Annotated in this window: 16 protein-coding genes; 9 read left to right on the plus strand and 7 right to left on the minus strand. The window is 70.5% G+C overall.

Going from position 1 to position 16,194, the window contains the following annotated elements; all coding sequences use genetic code 11:
* Nucleotides 1-40: 40 nt before the first annotated feature.
* From ABCR83_RS15550 to ABCR83_RS15560, 3 genes are all read right to left on the minus strand, one after another.
* Nucleotides 41-862, minus strand: a complete 822-nt coding sequence (locus tag ABCR83_RS15550) for a methyltransferase domain-containing protein (protein ID WP_462695680.1) — start codon at nucleotides 860-862, stop codon at nucleotides 41-43.
* 5 nt (nucleotides 863-867) lie between these two features.
* Nucleotides 868-1,050 (minus strand): hypothetical protein, encoded by a 183-nt coding sequence (locus tag ABCR83_RS15555; RefSeq protein WP_462695592.1) that lies wholly within the window; start codon nucleotides 1,048-1,050, stop codon nucleotides 868-870.
* A 205-nt stretch (nucleotides 1,051-1,255) separates the two neighbouring features.
* A complete protein-coding gene (locus ABCR83_RS15560) occupies nucleotides 1,256-1,693 on the minus strand; it encodes a DUF6415 family natural product biosynthesis protein (protein WP_462695593.1) in 438 nt (145 codons plus the stop codon).
* A 473-nt stretch (nucleotides 1,694-2,166) separates the two neighbouring features.
* Here ABCR83_RS15560 and ABCR83_RS15565 point away from each other — a divergent pair, with 473 nt between their 5' ends.
* From ABCR83_RS15565 to ABCR83_RS15580, 4 genes are all read left to right on the plus strand, one after another.
* On the plus strand, nucleotides 2,167-3,345 hold the full coding sequence (locus tag ABCR83_RS15565) for a hypothetical protein (RefSeq protein WP_462695594.1): 1,179 nt from the start codon (nucleotides 2,167-2,169) through the stop codon (nucleotides 3,343-3,345).
* On the plus strand, nucleotides 3,338-3,892 hold the full coding sequence (locus tag ABCR83_RS15570; protein ID WP_462695595.1) for a GNAT family N-acetyltransferase: 555 nt from the start codon (nucleotides 3,338-3,340) through the stop codon (nucleotides 3,890-3,892). Before ABCR83_RS15565 ends, ABCR83_RS15570 begins: the two co-directional genes overlap by 8 nt.
* A 249-nt stretch (nucleotides 3,893-4,141) precedes the next feature.
* Nucleotides 4,142-6,811: a class III lanthionine synthetase LanKC gene (lanKC, locus tag ABCR83_RS15575; protein WP_462695596.1), complete on the plus strand. Its 2,670-nt coding sequence runs from the start codon at nucleotides 4,142-4,144 to the stop codon at nucleotides 6,809-6,811.
* 53 nt (nucleotides 6,812-6,864) lie between these two features.
* On the plus strand, nucleotides 6,865-6,981 hold the full coding sequence (locus tag ABCR83_RS15580) for a SapB/AmfS family lanthipeptide (protein ID WP_462695597.1): 117 nt from the start codon (nucleotides 6,865-6,867) through the stop codon (nucleotides 6,979-6,981).
* Nucleotides 6,982-7,051: 70 nt separating this feature from the next.
* On the opposite strand, the gene ABCR83_RS15585 is transcribed toward ABCR83_RS15580, so the two are convergent.
* The gene (locus ABCR83_RS15585) at nucleotides 7,052-7,663 is read right to left on the minus strand and encodes a LuxR C-terminal-related transcriptional regulator (protein ID WP_462695598.1); all 612 of its coding nucleotides are present in this window, start codon (nucleotides 7,661-7,663) and stop codon (nucleotides 7,052-7,054) included.
* A 138-nt stretch (nucleotides 7,664-7,801) separates the two neighbouring features.
* Entirely contained in the window at nucleotides 7,802-8,392 is a 591-nt protein-coding gene (locus tag ABCR83_RS15590; RefSeq protein ID WP_462695599.1) for a TetR family transcriptional regulator, read from the minus strand.
* A gap of 240 nt (nucleotides 8,393-8,632) precedes the next feature.
* Between ABCR83_RS15590 and ABCR83_RS15595 the strand changes: the two genes are divergently transcribed.
* The 5 genes from ABCR83_RS15595 to ABCR83_RS15615 all read left to right on the plus strand — a co-directional run bounded on the left by ABCR83_RS15595 (nucleotide 8,633) and on the right by ABCR83_RS15615 (nucleotide 14,046).
* Nucleotides 8,633-9,946: a glycosyltransferase family 4 protein gene (locus ABCR83_RS15595; RefSeq protein WP_462695600.1), complete on the plus strand. Its 1,314-nt coding sequence runs from the start codon at nucleotides 8,633-8,635 to the stop codon at nucleotides 9,944-9,946.
* A 60-nt stretch (nucleotides 9,947-10,006) separates the two neighbouring features.
* Nucleotides 10,007-10,792, plus strand: a complete 786-nt coding sequence (locus tag ABCR83_RS15600; RefSeq protein WP_462695601.1) for a class I SAM-dependent methyltransferase — start codon at nucleotides 10,007-10,009, stop codon at nucleotides 10,790-10,792.
* Complete coding sequence (locus ABCR83_RS15605; protein WP_462695603.1) at nucleotides 10,789-11,898, plus strand: prenyltransferase/squalene oxidase repeat-containing protein; 1,110 nt, start codon at nucleotides 10,789-10,791, stop codon at nucleotides 11,896-11,898. Before ABCR83_RS15600 ends, ABCR83_RS15605 begins: the two co-directional genes overlap by 4 nt.
* A gap of 77 nt (nucleotides 11,899-11,975) precedes the next feature.
* Nucleotides 11,976-12,554, plus strand: coding sequence for a hypothetical protein (locus ABCR83_RS15610; RefSeq protein WP_462695604.1), 579 nt, complete (start codon nucleotides 11,976-11,978; stop codon nucleotides 12,552-12,554).
* Nucleotides 12,555-12,603: 49 nt separating this feature from the next.
* Nucleotides 12,604-14,046, plus strand: a complete 1,443-nt coding sequence (locus tag ABCR83_RS15615) for a M1 family metallopeptidase (protein ID WP_462695605.1) — start codon at nucleotides 12,604-12,606, stop codon at nucleotides 14,044-14,046.
* A 15-nt stretch (nucleotides 14,047-14,061) separates the two neighbouring features.
* Here ABCR83_RS15615 and ABCR83_RS15620 read toward each other — a convergent pair whose 3' ends face one another.
* Together ABCR83_RS15620 and ABCR83_RS15625 are read right to left on the minus strand one after the other, a co-directional pair.
* Nucleotides 14,062-15,072, minus strand: coding sequence for an LLM class F420-dependent oxidoreductase (locus ABCR83_RS15620; RefSeq protein WP_462695606.1), 1,011 nt, complete (start codon nucleotides 15,070-15,072; stop codon nucleotides 14,062-14,064).
* A 139-nt stretch (nucleotides 15,073-15,211) separates the two neighbouring features.
* The gene (locus ABCR83_RS15625) at nucleotides 15,212-16,147 is read right to left on the minus strand and encodes a hypothetical protein (protein ID WP_462695607.1); all 936 of its coding nucleotides are present in this window, start codon (nucleotides 16,145-16,147) and stop codon (nucleotides 15,212-15,214) included.
* Nucleotides 16,148-16,194: the final 47 nt, after the last annotated feature.

The raw sequence follows: 16,194 nt of genomic DNA on the forward strand, positions 1-16,194 counted from the left end.
GCCAAAAGGTCCTGGCTGCATAACCAAGGACTCTACGTTTTCAGGGGATTGACACGAGTCTCGTCGGCGAGGTCGTGCCCGAGTCGAGATCGGGCAGCAATCCGAACGAGGGTGGCAACTGCGGGCGGGCGAGCATGAACGACACTTGCCCGCCGAGAACCGGCCCGCTTGCCGTGCCGTCTTTGGCGACTGTCAGCCGTACCAGCTCGGACGCGTTCATCCACCCACCGACAGTCACCAGGACTTCCCCGCCGGGCCGAGTCTGTGCGATCCATTCGGCCGGGATGGTCTGGACGCCACAGGTGGCAATCACCCGGTCGTACGGGCTGCTGTGCGGGTAGCCCGCGAGGCCGTCCCCGACCACGCGATCGGGCCGGTATCCGGCGTGGGCAAGGGCCATACTGGCACGGTCGGACAGCTCCCGGTCCACTTCGACTGTGGTCACGTTGTCTTCACCGGCGACGTGGGACAGGAGCGCAGTGGAGTAGCCCGTGCCCGTCCCGATCTCCAGGACCTTTGCGCCCTCGGACACGTGTAGCTCTTCCAGCATGCGGACCACAAGCCCGGGAAGAGTGGAGGACGACGATGGAGCGCCGGAGATGCGCCCCTCTACCTGCTCGGGGAAAACCGAGCCGGCCACCTGCGTCACAAGGGTGTCGTCCTCGTACACCCGCGCCAGGGCTGTAGGGGAGTTGGGCCGGACGGGGCGGTACCAGCCGCCCCCGTCGTGCTCGAACCACCCTCGCGACAGGAACGCTTCACGCGGTACCGCCAGCACGGCCGCTTCCCACTCGGGGCTGCGGAGCGCTCCCGATTCCCTGAGCTGAGCGGCGAGGACCGCCCGAAGTCCCTCCGATTCCATGCCGGTCACAGGGCTTCTCCGTTCTCCAGAAGATCAGCGATTGCGGACGTGATCGGCAGATCCGCCGCATGTTCGAGCCACGCCCATTGGCCATTCGGATTGCACTCCAGGAACCACCATGCGCCCTCGGCCGTCACGGCGAAGTCGAACGCCCCGAAGTTCAGGCCGTAGTGGGCGAGGAACGCCACCAGATCAGCTTGTACCGGCCGCCGACCATCACGGCGCGCACGTCCCCAGGCCACCGTTCAGCACGATGGCCCGTGACTTTACCTTGTCCATGTCTCCTCCCCCTGGGCGCTGTTGTGTAGGGATTGCTGCCCTCCGCGGTCGTGGCAGGATCGTGGAGTCACTGCTGCGGGAAGCCCTCGATGATGAGTGCGCTCCCGTAACCGCTCACCGTCTCGTCACGCCCGCATGCTGCTGTTCCGTAGCCTTCTCGGCGAGGACCAGCGCCAGCATCTGCCGCGCGTAGCGTGCAGATTCCTGAGCCCAGGCAAGAGCCGAGAACGGCTCGGTGTGAGCATTGGGGGCCTCGTTGGTGAGACGACGCTGGAGGTAGCCGATCCCGTGGCCCAGAACGGGATCACGGTCGCGAGCCGGTGCGGCACGGTACACAGCACTCGCGAGGGGCAAGAGCAGGGCCAAATGGCCCGTGAGGTCTTGCACCAGTGCGGCAAGGTTGTCGCTGTTGAGGTCGGCCCCGACAGCGGGCTCTGCGAGAGCTGCGTCGATGCTGGCATTGATGGTGTCTGCGTCCAGCGGGACATTGTGGTCAGGCCCGTCTGCGGGTGTCGGCTCGTACCGGTCCCCGGCGGTCTTCGTAGCGGTCACTTGTCGTTGCCTCCCATGGCATGGGCGAGGTCGAGATAGGCGCCTAAGTCCTCAGCCGACCAGCGGGCAGGATCGCCATGGCTCACCCGGAACCTCGCTCCGACCAGCGACTCAGGATGGGAACGGGCGTGCTCGCCGGACGCAGGGTGATCAAGTGGAGGCAACGAGACCACAGCAGTGCGGGAGAACAGAGGCATAGGTCGGCTCCAGAGGGAACGGGTGGGGTAACGGCGGATCGTTGGTGCAGCGCCGGGCAGAAGGCCCGCCGCGTATGTAGGAGTCAACTGCCGAATGTCTCGGCACGGTCAGGAAGAAGAGGGCGTCTCTTCCTCGTAGCGATCAGGAAGTTTTGACCTTCTCGTGACATCGACGCCACCGGCCTTCCTCGCTACGTTCGACTTGTGGGAGAGAACGCGATCCTCCGGAAACGCATGCATCAACTTGGCCTGACCAGGCCGGAGTTAGCGCGCGAAATGAACCTCGCGCTCGGGCGGCTCACCGGCAAGCACGGCACCTACTCCGAGCGCACTGTCCACGACCTGCTCACCCGCACGCGGATGCCACGGTCGAGGACCACGCTCGCGCTGGAGACCGTATTCGACTGTCCCATCACGGACCTCGGCTTTGCGCCCACCGTCCGGCACCACCAGCACGCCGTGGAGGACGCCGTGAAGCGCCGCACCTTCCTCGCCACCGTCCCCATAGCCGCAGCAGGTATCGCCGCTCCGCGCCCCAAGGCTGCCCCGTACCGGATCGGCGCCGCTGACGTCGAGCGTCTGGAGCGGCTGCACGACCAGACCATCGACGATGACGACCAGGTCGGCGGGACGGAAGCCATCGAACGCCGTTCTGCCGCCCTCGCCAAGGAAGCCCTGGCGACGCAGCAGCAAGGCAGCGCCAGCAGCCGGGTTCGCTCCCGTCTCTACGCGTTGGCCGCGTCCCTGACCGACAGCGCGATGTGGGCCGCCGTCGATGGCCAGCGCCCCGACGCCGCCCAGGCGCACCTCCACCACGCCGTCACCCTCGCCTCGCTCTCCGGCGACCAGGTGGTGCAGATCCGCGTCTGGGGACACGCCGCCGCCTTGTACCGGCAGATGGGTCGCTACACCGACTCCACCGCCGCGGCCGAGGCCGCTCGCGCCATCCCTCTTTGCCGTACCGATCCGTTCTACGCCTCAATGACCCGGGCCCGCCTGTCCGTCCACCAGGCCCACACCACCGGCCGCACCGATGTCCAGCGCAGCCTCGACCAAGCTCACAAAGACCTCTCCCGAGCCGACTCAGGCGAACACCGGCCCCGCTGGACGCAGTTCTACGACGGCGCCGAGATCGAACTGCTCGCCCTCCAATCGCACGCAGAGCTGGGCCGCTGGCAGGAGGCCGAGGCCCATGCCCATCGCGCGCTCTCGCTCCTGCGCCCCCATATGGTCCGCAACAAGGCACTGACCATCGCCTACCTGGCGGGCGCCCAGCTCCAGCAGGGTGAGGCCGAACTCGCGGTCACCACGGCGAAGTCGGTGCCGGGCGCCAGCGTGCACGGGAGGGTCGCGCATCTGCTGGGCACCTTCACCACCCGTCTCATCGCCACCGATCCGTCCAGCTCCCACACCCGGGAATGGATCACCTACCGGAAGGACGTCCTCTGTGCATGACATCGAGTTCCGCCGCAGCCGCGACGTGGACGAGGTCCGTCAGACGATCCTGGATCTCCATGTTGAGGTCCGGGGCGACTTCGGTCTCCTCGACCGCCCGTTCAATACGGTGGAGCGGTTCGACGAACGTCTGCTTGCCTACGCCAAGCGCCCCGGCTGGGAGAACGTCGTCGCAAGCTTGCCCAGTGGGGAACCGGTGGGGTTCTGCTTCGGCACCCCACTCGGTCCTGACACCCGGTGGTGGGCCTCGATGATCACCCCGCTACCGGACGGATACACAACCGAGACCGGCGCCAGAACCCTTGCCTTCCAGGAAATCTGTGTCCGCAAAGCCTGGCGCGGCCGTGGTGTCGCTCAACGTATCCACGACGAATTGCTCGCAGGGCACGCTGAGGAACGCGTGACGCTGCTGGTGGATCCGGCTGCCGGCGGTGGCAGGGTGAAGGCCGTCTATGAGAGCTGGGGGTACGAAGAGGTCGGCAAGCAGCAGCCTTTCGAGGACTCGCCGGTCTTCGCCGTGATGATGCGGTCCCTCCGTCAGCTCTGAGTCCGGGCGCTCAAGGGCGGCCCAAAACCGGGCGGAGTCCGGTCGACCGAGGCCGGTCGGGCTCCAAGCACCACGTGAGCGTGTCGGCGAGTTCGGTGGACTGAACCAGGTGGGCGCAACCCCAGCCCCCCAACCGCATGTTACTCATGCGTTCCGCACGGTCACCCGGTGACATCTGTGACTGTTCCCGCCTCCCCCGTGCATGGAAATCTCGTGGCGTCGTAACCGAGGCCGCGCATTGGGGAGAAGATGGACAAGAGGTACGAGGTCTACTGCCTGGCCGACAGGCACTTCTACGAGACCCCGGACCGGCTGTCCGAAGCCTCCGAGAGCGCGCTGTTCGACACCGCACGCCGCCCCGTGCCCGAGGGCTGGCGGACCGCCCGTACCGGGGACTGGCTGCACCTCTTCCCCGCGGACGGGGCCGGGCAGCCCGCCCAGGGCTGGAAGATCCATGTGACGGCCACCGCCGACAGCGCGGACAAGACGGCCGCCGCGGTGTGGGACCACTGCGTGCCCAGGGGCGTCCCGTTTAAGTTCGTCCCGGGGCCACACCTGCTGCACCTGCGCAACAGCAAGTACGCGGGCCGGGACATGAGCGGGAAGTTCATCACCGTCTATCCGGCGGACGAGGAGCAACTCCGGGCGCTGCTCACCGGGTTGCACGAGATCGTCGGCGGTTCCCCGGGGCCGTACATCCTCACCGACCTGCGCTGGCACGACGGCCCGCTCTATGTCCGGTACGGCGGGTTCGCCCGCCGGTTCTGTGTCGATGAGCGCGGCACGCTGGTTCCCGCGATCGAGGATGCCGCCGGGCGGCTGGTCCCGGACGGGCGGGAACCGGCGTTCCGGGTTCCGCCGTGGGTGACCCTGCCGCCCTTCCTGGAACCGCACCTCGCCGCGCGCAACGCGACCACGGTCGGCGAACTGCCGTACCGGATCGACAAGGCGCTGCACTTCTCCAACGGCGGCGGGGTCTATGTCGGCACCGACAAGCGCGACGGCCGCAAGGTCGTCCTCAAGGAAGGCCGCCCGCACGCCGGGCTGGCCTCGGACGGCGCGGACGCGGTGACCAGGCTGGAGCGGGAGAAGGCGGCGCTGGAGAAGCTCTCCGGGCTCGGGGTCGCGCCCGAGGTACGGGACTGGTTCACCCTGGGCGAGCACCGCTTCCTGGTGATGGACTTCATCGAGGGCCGCACCCTCAACTCCTTCTTCGGCGAACGCCATCCACTGCTGGCGGCCGACCCCGATCCGGCCGCGGTCGCCGACTACACGGCCTGGGCGCTGCGCATCCACCGGGCCGTGGCGGAGGCCGTCGCGGCCGTGCACGCCAGGGGAGTGGTCTTCAACGACCTGCATATGTTCAACATCATGGTCGCGCCGGACGAGCGGTCGGTCGCGCTGATCGACTTCGAGGCGGCGGCCGGTACCTCCGAGCGGGGCCGCCAAGTCGTCGCCCACCCCGGCTTCTTTGCGCCCCCGGACCGCCGGGGAGCCGAGGTGGACCACTATGCCCTGGCCTGTCTGCGGCTCGCGCTCTTCCTCCCGGTGACCACCCTGCTGGTGATCGACCGGGCGAAGGCCGCGCACCTGGCCGAGGTGATCGCGGGCGAATTCCCGGTGCCGCGCGCCTTCCTGGACGAGGCGGTGGCGGAGATCATCGGTGCTTCGCCGGCGACGCCGGGCCGGGAAGCCCCGGAGGAGCCCGGTTCCGGCCGGGGCGTCCGCCGGCCCGGTGCGCCGGTGTCCGCGCTGCCCGGCACTGAGGACTGGCCGCGCGCCCGCGACTCCATGGTGCGCGCCATCCTCGCCTCGGCCACCCCGGACCGCGAGGACCGGCTCTTCCCCGGGGACGTCGAGCAGTTCTCCGACGGCGGCGGCCTGGGACTGGCGCATGGCGCGGCAGGGGTGCTGCACGCATTTGCCGAGGTGGGCGCCGAGCGGTATGAGGCGGGGGAGGAGTGGCTGTTGAAGCACACCGACCCGGTGCCGCCCGGCACTCCGCTCGGCCTCTACGACGGCCTCGCCGGGATCGCCCTCGTCCTCGACCGGCTCGGGCACACCCCGCGGGCACTGGAGCTCACCGAGATCGTGCTGGGCGAGAAGTGGCAGCGGCTCGCCTCCGGGCTGCGCGGCGGGTTGGCCGGGGTGGGCCTGGTACTCGATCACCTGGCCAGGACCACCGGCGAGGCCGGGCTGGCCGAACGGGCTCTGGAGGCCGGTCAGTTGCTCGCCGACCGGCTCGCCGCCGAACAGGCGGACCCGGAGGCCGGCCGGCGCCGCCGCGCCGGACTGCTGCGCGGCGCGAGCGGACCGGCGCTGCTCTTCCTGCGGCTGTATGACCGCACCGGCGCACCCGAGCTGCTCGAAATGGCCAAAAACGCCCTGCGGTTGGACCTCGCGCACACCGTGCGGGCGCCCAGCGGCAGCCTCCAGGTGGACGAGGGCTGGCGCACCATGCCCTATCTCGGTGACGGCAGCGTCGGCATCGGCATGGTCCTGGACGACTATCTCGGCTACCCCGACCGCGCCGCGCCCGACCCGGACGGCGCGTTCACCGAGGCCCGCGACGGCATCCTGGCCGCGGCCCGCTCCCGCTTCTACGCCCAGCCCGGCCTGTTCCAGGGCCGCGCCGGGATGGTCCTCCACCTGGCCCGCACCACCGCCCCGGCCGACCGGCAGGCCGACCCGGCACTGGCCGCACAGATCCGGGCGCTGGGCTGGTACGGCATGCCCTACCAGGGCGAACTCGCCTTCCCCGGCCACCAGATGATGCGGCTGTCGATGGACCTCGGCACCGGAACGGCGGGCTGCCTGCTGGCGCTCGGCGCCGCGCTCGGCGACCACCCGGCGCAACTGCCCTTCCTCGCGCCCCTCGGGGTGCCCCAGACCCGGTTCCGCGTTTCCGTGGAGTCGTGATCGCACCACCGTCCCCAGTAGTTCCCGGCATTTCCCAGTGAAAGGATCACACCATGGCACTTCTCGACCTGCAGAGCCTGGAGTCCGAGGAGCAGGGCACGACCGGCAATGAGAGCACGGTGAGCCTGCTCTCCTGTGTCAGCAACGCCAGCATCATCATCTGCCTCTGAGGCGTGTGGTGCCCGCTTGACCGGGCCCTCCCCGGTATCGGGGAGGGCCCTTCGGGGCGGTACGAGCCGGTCACAGCCAGCCCGCCCGCCGGGATATCCGTATCGCGTCGACGCGGTTGCGGGCGCCCGTCTTGCGGGTGACCGCGGCCAGGTAGTTGCGCACGGTGCCGCTCGACAGATGCAGGCCACCGGCGATCTCCTGGATGGAGGCCCCCTCGGCGGCCAGCGTCAGGACGTTCAACTCCCGCTGGGTGAACGGCATCTCCGCCGCCTCGAGAAAACCGAAGCCCAGCGACTCATCGATATAGCGCTCGCCCTTCGCCACATGCCTTATGCCCTCGAGCAGCCGGTCGGGAGAAGCGTTCATGCTCAAGTACCCCAAGGCCCGCGCCTCATACGCCCGGCGCAGCGGACCCGGCCGTCCCCGGCTCACCAGCGCGAGCAGGGCGCCGCCCTCCGTCGTGGTACGACATCGCTGCGCCAGCACCCGGACACCGTGCGGCCCGGCCGCCCCGGGACTGTCCATGTCGACGACCCAGACCTCCGGCCGCCGCTCCCGGGACGCCGCCTGGGCGTCCTGCCAGGAGGCGGCGCAGACGCCGAGATCCGGCTCTCTGCCCAGCAACTCCGCCAGCGCGGTGCGCAGCAGACAGGTGTCGTGTATCAGCAGAACCTGGATCACGGTGCGGTTCCTCCCGCTATGCCACAGCCGACGCGGCCCGGTGGGCCGGTAACTTCATACCGGCGCACGACGGTGGCCGGGGGAGGTAGGCGAGAGCCACGGAAAGCGCAAGGGCGAAAAGGACTCAACCAGGCACACTCAGGCGATCAGCCGGCACACCGTCTCGATGTCGACCCGCACCTGGGCGATGGAGGCGCGCCCGGACAGCCAGGTGATCAGCGCCGAGTGCCAGGTGTGCTCGATGACGCGCACGGCCGAGAGCTGCTCCGGGGTGGGCGGGCCGGTGAGCCCCATCGCGTCCAGGATGATGGCGGTGGTCAGCCGGGAGACGGCATCGACCTCCTCGGTCACCGAGTGGTCGGCGAAGATCAGGGCGCGCACCATGGCATCGGCCAGTTGCGGCTCGCGCTGCATGGCACGAAAGGCCCGCATCAGGGTCTCGGCGACGCGCGCGGCCGGGTCCGCACCGGTGGGCGGCCGCTTGCGCAGCGTCTCCTGCAGCCGCTCCAGCTGGTCCCGCATGGTGGCGACCAGCAGATGGACCTTGGAGGGGAAGTAGCGGTAGAGCGTGCCGAGGGCGACGCCCGAGGACTCGGCGACCTCCCGCATCTGCACCGTGTCAAAGCCGCCGCGTCCGGCCAGTTGGGCACTGGTGTGCAGGATGCGGCGGCGACGGGCCTCCTGGCGCTCGGTGAGCGGCGGTGCGGCCGGCTTGGGGTCTGCGGTCATCTGTTCCGGCATGTTCCATTTCGGTGCGTTCCATCTGCGGTGAACAGGACGCATCATGGCAGGGCTTGGAGGCGTGACGCGAGTCACTGGAACACGTTTCAGATCAAGAGGCGGTCGGACGGGGTGGTGATTCGCGTCACTGCTTGTCCGGTACTGGCCGGACGCCGTGGGGTGGAACTTGTTCTAGATATTCACCAGCGGTTACGCTCCCGCTGAACTGCAGGAAGAAGGGGGCCGCGAGTGACCGCTGAGACCGACCGGGCAGCCGGGTCGGGTCCGCTGCGCATCGCGCTGCTGTCGTACAAGGGCAATCCGTACTGCGGCGGTCAGGGGGTCTATGTACGTCACCTCTCCCGCGAACTGGCCCGCCTCGGGCACACCGTGGAAGTGATCGGCGCCCAGCCGTACCCGGTGCTGGACGACGGCGTCACCCTCACCGAACTGCCCAGCCTCGACCTCTACCGGCAGCCCGACCCCTTCCGCACCCCGGGGCGCGACGAATACCGCGACTGGGTCGACGCCCTCGAGGTCGCCACCATGTGGACCGGCGGCTTCCCCGAACCACTGACCTTCTCGCTGCGCGCCCGCCGCCGGCTGGCCGCGCGCAGCGGCGACTTCGACGTCGTCCACGACAACCAGACGCTCGGCTACGGCCTCCTGGCCGACCTCGGCGCACCGCTGGTCACCACCATCCACCACCCGGTCACCGTGGACCGCCGGCTGGAGCTGGACGCCGCCCAGGACTGGAAGCGCCGCCTCTCCGTCCGCCGCTGGTACGGCTTCACCCGGATGCAGGAACGCGTCGCCCGCTGCCTGCCCTCGATCCTCACCGTCTCCGGCTCCTCCCGGCAGGAGATCACCAAGCACCTCAAGGTGCGCCCCGACCGCGTCCATGTGGTGCCCATCGGCGCCGACACCGACCTCTTCTCACCCGACCCGTCGGTCGCGGAGATCCCCGGCCGGATCGTCACCACCTCCAGCGCCGATGTGCCGCTCAAGGGCCTTGTGCACCTGATCGAGGCGCTCGCCAAGGTCCGTACCGAACGGCCCGACGCCCACCTGGTGGTGGTCGGCAGGCGCGCCGACGACGGGCCGGTGGCCCGGGCCATCGAACGCCACGGGCTCTTCGGCGCCGTCGAGTTCGTCAAGGGCATCAGCGACGCCGAGCTCGTGGACCTCATACGCGGCGCCCAGGTCGCCTGTGTCCCCTCCCTCTACGAGGGCTTCTCGCTGCCCGCCGCCGAGGCCATGGCGACCGGCACCCCGCTGCTGGCCACCACCGGCGGCGCCATCCCCGAGGTGGCCGGCCCCGACGGCGAGACCTCGCTGGCCGTACCGCCCGGCGACGCGGACGCCCTGGCCACCGGCCTCAACCGGCTGCTGGGCGACCCGGAGCTGCGCCGCCGCCTCGGCGCGGCGGGCCGCGAACGCGTCCTCGCCCGCTTCACCTGGCACGCGGCGGCCATCGGCACGGTCGAGCGGTACCGCGCCTCCATCGCGCGCCACACCGCGGCGCGGCAGGCGAGAACCGGCCCGGTCGGCAGACCCGCCTGACCCCACCGGACACCGGCCCGACCACCACCGACCCGCCCCGCCGAGCGAAAGCAGACCCGCGTGCTGACCGTCGACTTCTCCCGCTTCCCGCTCGCCGCCGGCGACCGGGTCCTCGACCTGGGCTGTGGCGCGGGCCGGCACGCCTTCGAGTGCTACCGGCGCGGCGCCCGGGTGGTGGCCCTGGACCGCAACGCCGAGGAGATCCGCGAGGTCACCAAGTGGTTCGCCGCCATGAAGGAGGCCGGGGAGGCCCCCGCGGGCGCCACCGCCACCGCCATGGAGGGCGACGCCCTCGCCCTGCCCTTCCCCGACGACAGCTTCGACGTCGTCATCATCTCCGAGGTCATGGAGCACATCCCCGACGACAAGGGAGTGCTCGCCGAGATGGTCCGGGTCCTCAAACCCGGCGGCCGGATAGCCGTCACCGTGCCGCGCTACGGACCGGAGAAGATCTGCTGGGCGCTCAGCGACGCCTACCACGAGGTCGAGGGCGGCCACATCCGCATCTACAAGGCGGACGAACTGCTCGCGAAGATGGCGGAGGCCGGACTCAAGCCCTACGGCACCCACCACGCCCACGGCCTGCACAGCCCCTACTGGTGGCTCAAGTGCGCCTTCGGCGTGGACAACGAGCAGGCCCTGCCCGTGCGCGCCTACCACAAGCTGCTGGTCTGGGACATCATGAAGAAACCCTGGGCGACCCGGGCCGCCGAACGGGCCCTCAACCCCGTCCTCGGCAAGAGCTTCGTGGCCTACGCGACCAAGCCGCACTCCCCCTCGCTTCGCCGGGGGGACCCCCACCCCGTCGGCGCGCTGGTCGGCGACTCCCGCGAGGGGCGCGCGTGACCACCTCCAGCCGCCGCCCCGGGCGCACCGAGCGCCTCACCCTGCCCGGAGTGCTCACCGCGGAGCAGGCGGCCGGGACCGTCGCCGGGATCGCCGCCATCCAGCGCGCCGACGGCGCCATACCCTGGTTCCGCGGCCACCACCTCGACCCCTGGGACCACATCGAAGCCGCCATGGCGCTGGACGCCGCCGGCGAGCACGAGCGGGCCGAGGCCGCCTACCGCTGGCTCGCCGACCACCAGAACCCCGACGGCTCCTGGTACGCCGCCTACGCCGACGGCGACGCCACCGAGCCCACCGACCGCGGCCGCGAGACCAACTTCGTCGCCTACGCCGCCGTCGGCGTCTGGCACCACTACCTCTCCACCGGCGACGACGCCTTCCTCGACCGGATGTGGCCCACCGTCTACGCCGCCGTCGAGTTCGTCCTCGGGCTCCAGCAGCCGGGCGGACAGATCGGCTGGAAGCGGGAGGAGGACGGCCGCGACCTCACCGATGCGCTGCTCACCGGCTCGTCCTCCGTCCACCAGGCCCTGCGCTGCGCCCTGGCCATCGCGGAACACCGCGAGGAGCCGCAGCCCGACTGGGAACTCGCCGTCGGCCTGCTCGCGCATGCGATACGGCACCACCCGGAGCGGTTCCTGGACAAGAGCCGCTATTCGATGGACTGGTACTACCCCGTGCTGGGCGGGGCGCTCACCGGGGCGGCGGCCAGGGAGCGCATCGAGGAGGGGTGGGACCGCTTTGTGGTGCCCGGCCTCGGCGTCCGCTGTGTGCTGCCCAACCCCTGGGTGACCGGCGGCGAGAGCTGTGAACTGGCGCTTGCGCTCTGGGTGATGGGCGAATCCGACCGGGCGGTGGAGATCCTCCGCGCCATCCGTCACCTGCGGGCCGAGGACGGCATGTACTGGACGGGCTATGTCTTCGAGGACGAGGCCGTCTGGCCCGAGGAGCGCACCGCCTGGACGGCGGGCTCGCTGCTGCTCGCGGTGGCCGCGCTGGGCGGGGACGAGGCGACGACGGCCGTCTTCGGGGGCGAGCGGCTGCCCCGCGGGCTGGAGCCGGACGGCTGCCCGGGTGCGGCCCCCGGCCCGTCCGGCGCCTGAGAATCGGGACGAATCTCACCCGAACGGGCCGATCCGGGTGCGGAACGGGGGCATCTCGGCCACCCTGGCCCGAGGGAATGTCCCATTCGGCCCTCGAAGGAGAAACCGTGTCCCACCGCGCTCGCCTCCGCCGTTCTGTCGTCGCACTGCCTCTTGTGTGCAGCCTGCTCCTCGTCGGCACGGCCTGTGGCGGTGAGAAGAAGCAGAAGGCCAAGGAGGAGACCACCGCGACCAGTTCCGCGGAGAAGCAGAAGTTCGCCAAGACCCGCTTTGTCACCAATGCCGGGCTCGCGGCGGGCGCCACCTACCAGTGGATCGTCAAGCCGTTCCGCAACGGCTCGTTCAAGAAGGGCGAGAAGGGCAGGGTCTCCTCCCTCGTCAAGGCAGCCCTGGCCGGGACGTTCGCCTACAACCGGCTCAAGGCCGCCAAGAGGAACGCCGAGGGCGATCCGACCCTCTCCAAGGCGCTCGCCCCGCTCGGCGCGGGCATCGACTCGCTCAAGAACCTGCCGGGCAAGTTCCGCAAGGGCGATGTCTCCGACGGCGATGTCAACACCTTCGACAGCGTCATCGGTAAGGTGAAGGACGCGGGCAAGAGCGCGGGGGCACCGGTCACGGACAAGACGCCCTCCTTCAGCGACGTCCAAAAGGGCTGAACAGGACCGCCCGGCCGACGGTGTTGCGCGGGATGAGACCATTGCCCTCATGGCCGACACTCCCCTCAGACCCGGACACATCACGCTCCGCCGACGGTTGCTGCGCTGTTCGCTCCCCGTGGCGCTGGTGCTCGTCACGGCCTGCGGGGGCGGCGCCGATGGCACGGAGCAGGCCGGCGCGCGGGGCGTGGGCGATCCGGTCTTTCCCCAACTGGGCAACGGGGGATACCGGGTCGAGCACTACGGCCTCACCCTCGACTACCGGCCCGAGGGCAATCACCTCGACGGCAAGGCCGTCATCACCTCCCGCGCCACCCAGGACCTGGACGCCTTCAGCCTGGACTTCAAGGGCCTGCATGTGCGGAGCGCCACGGTCGGCGGCAAGGCCGCCAAGACCTCCCGCAAGGGGGACAAGCTCACGGTCACCCCGGACAAGTCGCTCACCAAGGGCGGTGAGTTCACCACCGAGATCTCCTACATCGGCAAGCCCAAGCAGTTCCTGGACCCCGACGGCGCCACCGAGGGCTGGGTGGAGACCGACCATGGCGCGGTCGGGCTGGGCGAGCCCGAAGGGTCCAAGGCATGGTTCCCCGGCAACCACCACCCCTCGGACAAGGCGGCCTATGACATCACGGTGACCGTGCCCAAGGGCTTCACGGCCGTGGCCAACGGCGAGTTGAAGCGCGAGGAGACCAAGGGGGAGCGGACCACCTTCGCCTGGCACAGCGCCGAGCCGATGGCCAGCCATGCGGCGAGCGTGGCCGTCGGCGAGTTCCATGTCACCACCACACGGGCCGGCCGGCTGCCGGTCTACATAGCCTCGCACCCCAAGGAGGACGCCGCCGCCGAGAAGATGAAGCAGCTGGTGCCCCGGGTGCTCGACTGGGAGACGGGCCTCTTCGGCCCGTACCCCTTCTCCTCCGCCGGCGCGGTCATCGACCGCAATCCCTATGTCCATTACGCGCTGGAGACCCAGACCAAGCCGTACTACCACGAGGCCCCCAGCGACAAGATCGTGGTACATGAGCTGGCCCACCAGTGGTTCGGCGACTCCGTCACCCCGCGCACCTGGCGTGACATGTGGCTCAATGAGAGCTTTGCGCAGTATGCCGAGTGGATGTGGGAGGAGAAGCAGGGCGGCCGCACCACCCGGCAGACCTTCGACGACTACTACGACGGCAAGGACCCGGAGAGCAAGGCGGAGACGGGCGAGGACATCTGGGCCTTCCCGCCCGCCTATCCCGACGCCGAGGGGATATCCGGCCGGCCCGTCTACGGGCGTGGTGCGATGGTGCTGCAGAAGCTCCGTGAGGCGGTCGGGGACCGGACGTTCTTCGACATCGTGCGGTCCTGGACGAACGATCACCGGCATGGCAACGCGGACACCGCGGAGTTCATCAAGCTGTGCGAGCGGAAGGCCGGAAAGGACCTGGGCAAGCTCTTCGACACCTGGCTGTTCAAGGAGGGCAAGCCGGCCCGTAACGCTCCTTAGGGGGTGCCCGATAGGTCAGCCGACGAGTTCGGCCAGGGTGCGCAGCGTCAGCGGGTCCGGCGCCATGGCCAGCAGATCGGTGACCGGCCCCGCGCGCCACAACTCCAGCCGCTCGGCGATGCGTTCACGCGGGCCGGTGAGGGAGATCTCATCGGCCAGGCCGTCCGGCACCGCATCGACCGCCTCGGCCCGGCGCCCGGCCGCGAACAGCCGCCGCACCCTGGCCACCGCCTCCCCGAAGCCCAGGCGGGTGAGCAGGTCCGCATGGAAGTTGCGGGTGGCATGACCCATGCCGCCGAGGTAGAAGGCGAGCATCGCCTTCACCGGACGCAGCCCCGCCGTGACATCGGCGCAGACCCGGACCTGGGCCATGGGGGCGACCATAAAGCCGTCGGGCGTTGTGGCCAGCGCGTCGGCATGGGGCTCGGTGCGCAGCGGGGACCAGTACAGCGGCAGCCAGCCGTCGGCGATGCGGGCGGTCTGTGCCACATTCCCGGGGCCCTCGGCGCCCAGCAGGATCGGCAGGCCCGGCCGCAGCGGGTGGGTGATGGACTTCAGCGGCCGGCCCAGCCCGGTGGCGTCGGGGCCGGTGTAGGGGTGGGAGTGGTAGCGGCCGTCCAGGGTGACCGGGGCCTCGCGGCGCAGGACCTGGCGGACGATGGCCACATACTCGCGGGTCGCGGCGAGCGGGGCGGCGGGGAACGGGCGCCCGTACCAGCCCTCCACCACCTGGGGCCCGGACAGGCCCAGGCCGAGCAGCAGCCGGCCGCCGGAGAGGTGGTCGAGGGTGAGCGCCTGCATGGCGGTGGCGGTGGGGGTGCGGGCGGCCATCTGCGCCACGGCGGTGCCCAGCCGGATGCGCCGGGTGTGGGCGGCGATCCAGGTCAGCGGGGTGAATGCGTCGGAACCCCAGGACTCCGCGGTCCACACCGAGTGATAGCCCAGGGACTCGGCCTGCCGGGCCAGTTGGAGATGGCGCGGGTCGGGGCCGCGGCCCCAGTAGCCGAGCGCAAGGCCGAGTCGCATGGCGGGACCCCCATGGCGATTACTGACTGAGCGTCAGATTGTGCCGACTGTACGGCCGCCACCTCCCGCCGGGCAAGGCGAAGGCTCGCCAGGACCTAAGACCTAAGATGCCCGGCGGGCCTTCGTACGGGTGGCGCGGTCAGCCGCGCTGGATGCCCGAGGTGTCCTGCAGCACACCGCGGCGGCCGTCCTGCGTCTGCGCGACGAGCGCCGGGCCGCGCTGGTCGACGGCCAGGTACCAGGTGCCGGGCGTGAGCTCGGCGATCGGGACCGGGGAGCCGTCCTCCGGGAACAGCGGCCGGTTCACCGGCACCGCGAACCAGAACGGCGTGAAACCGGCGGCCGGAGCGGCCGGGGCCGCCGGGCCGCCGCTCGGCTGGCCTCCGGACGGCTGGCCGCCGCCGGGCTGCGCGGCGGACGCGCCGCCGTCCGGCTGGGAGGCGGCGGGCTGGACGGTCGTCTGGTCGACGGGGGGCTGGGCGCCGAAGGGCTGCTGGGGCGCACCGTACGGGCTGCCGGGCTGGCCGCCGAACGAGGCGCCGGGCTGACCCGCGGCGGGGTTGGGGTAGCCATAGCCCGGGGTCGGGCCGGCGCCGTAGGGAGCCGGTGCGGCGGCCGGGCGCGGGGCGCCCATCAGCGGGGCCTTGAGCGCGGGCACCAGCGGAGTGGCCACCGCGGCCGCGGCGAGCACCAGGTTGGCGATCAGAGCCAGGATCTGGCCGGTGCCCGCCGAGACGCGCTCACCGCCGCCGCCCAGCGCCCACAGCGAGGACCAGGCGGCGAACACGGCGAGCGCGGTGCCCCACTGGTCGAAGGCGAGGCCCACGACCTTGCGGCCCTCCGGCTGGAAGCGGGCGATGAGGATCAGCACCGCGGCGATGATGCCGCTGAGGAAGATCGACGGGAGCACGGGGAAGATGTCGGACTTCCAGCCGGTCGGCTCCTTGGGGCAGTACTGGGCGCCCAGCCCGCCGCCGCAGTCGTAGGAGTGGAAGCTGAGGAACGAGGCGATGAACAGCAACACCGCTGCTCCGATCACCACGCCGTCGCCTCGAGTGAGGGAGCGGATGTTCACCTGAAGTCCTTTGTCCGTGCTGGTGGAAATTGGTCGGTCGGCGGCGG

This window comes from Streptomyces xingningensis (genome assembly GCF_054957865.1).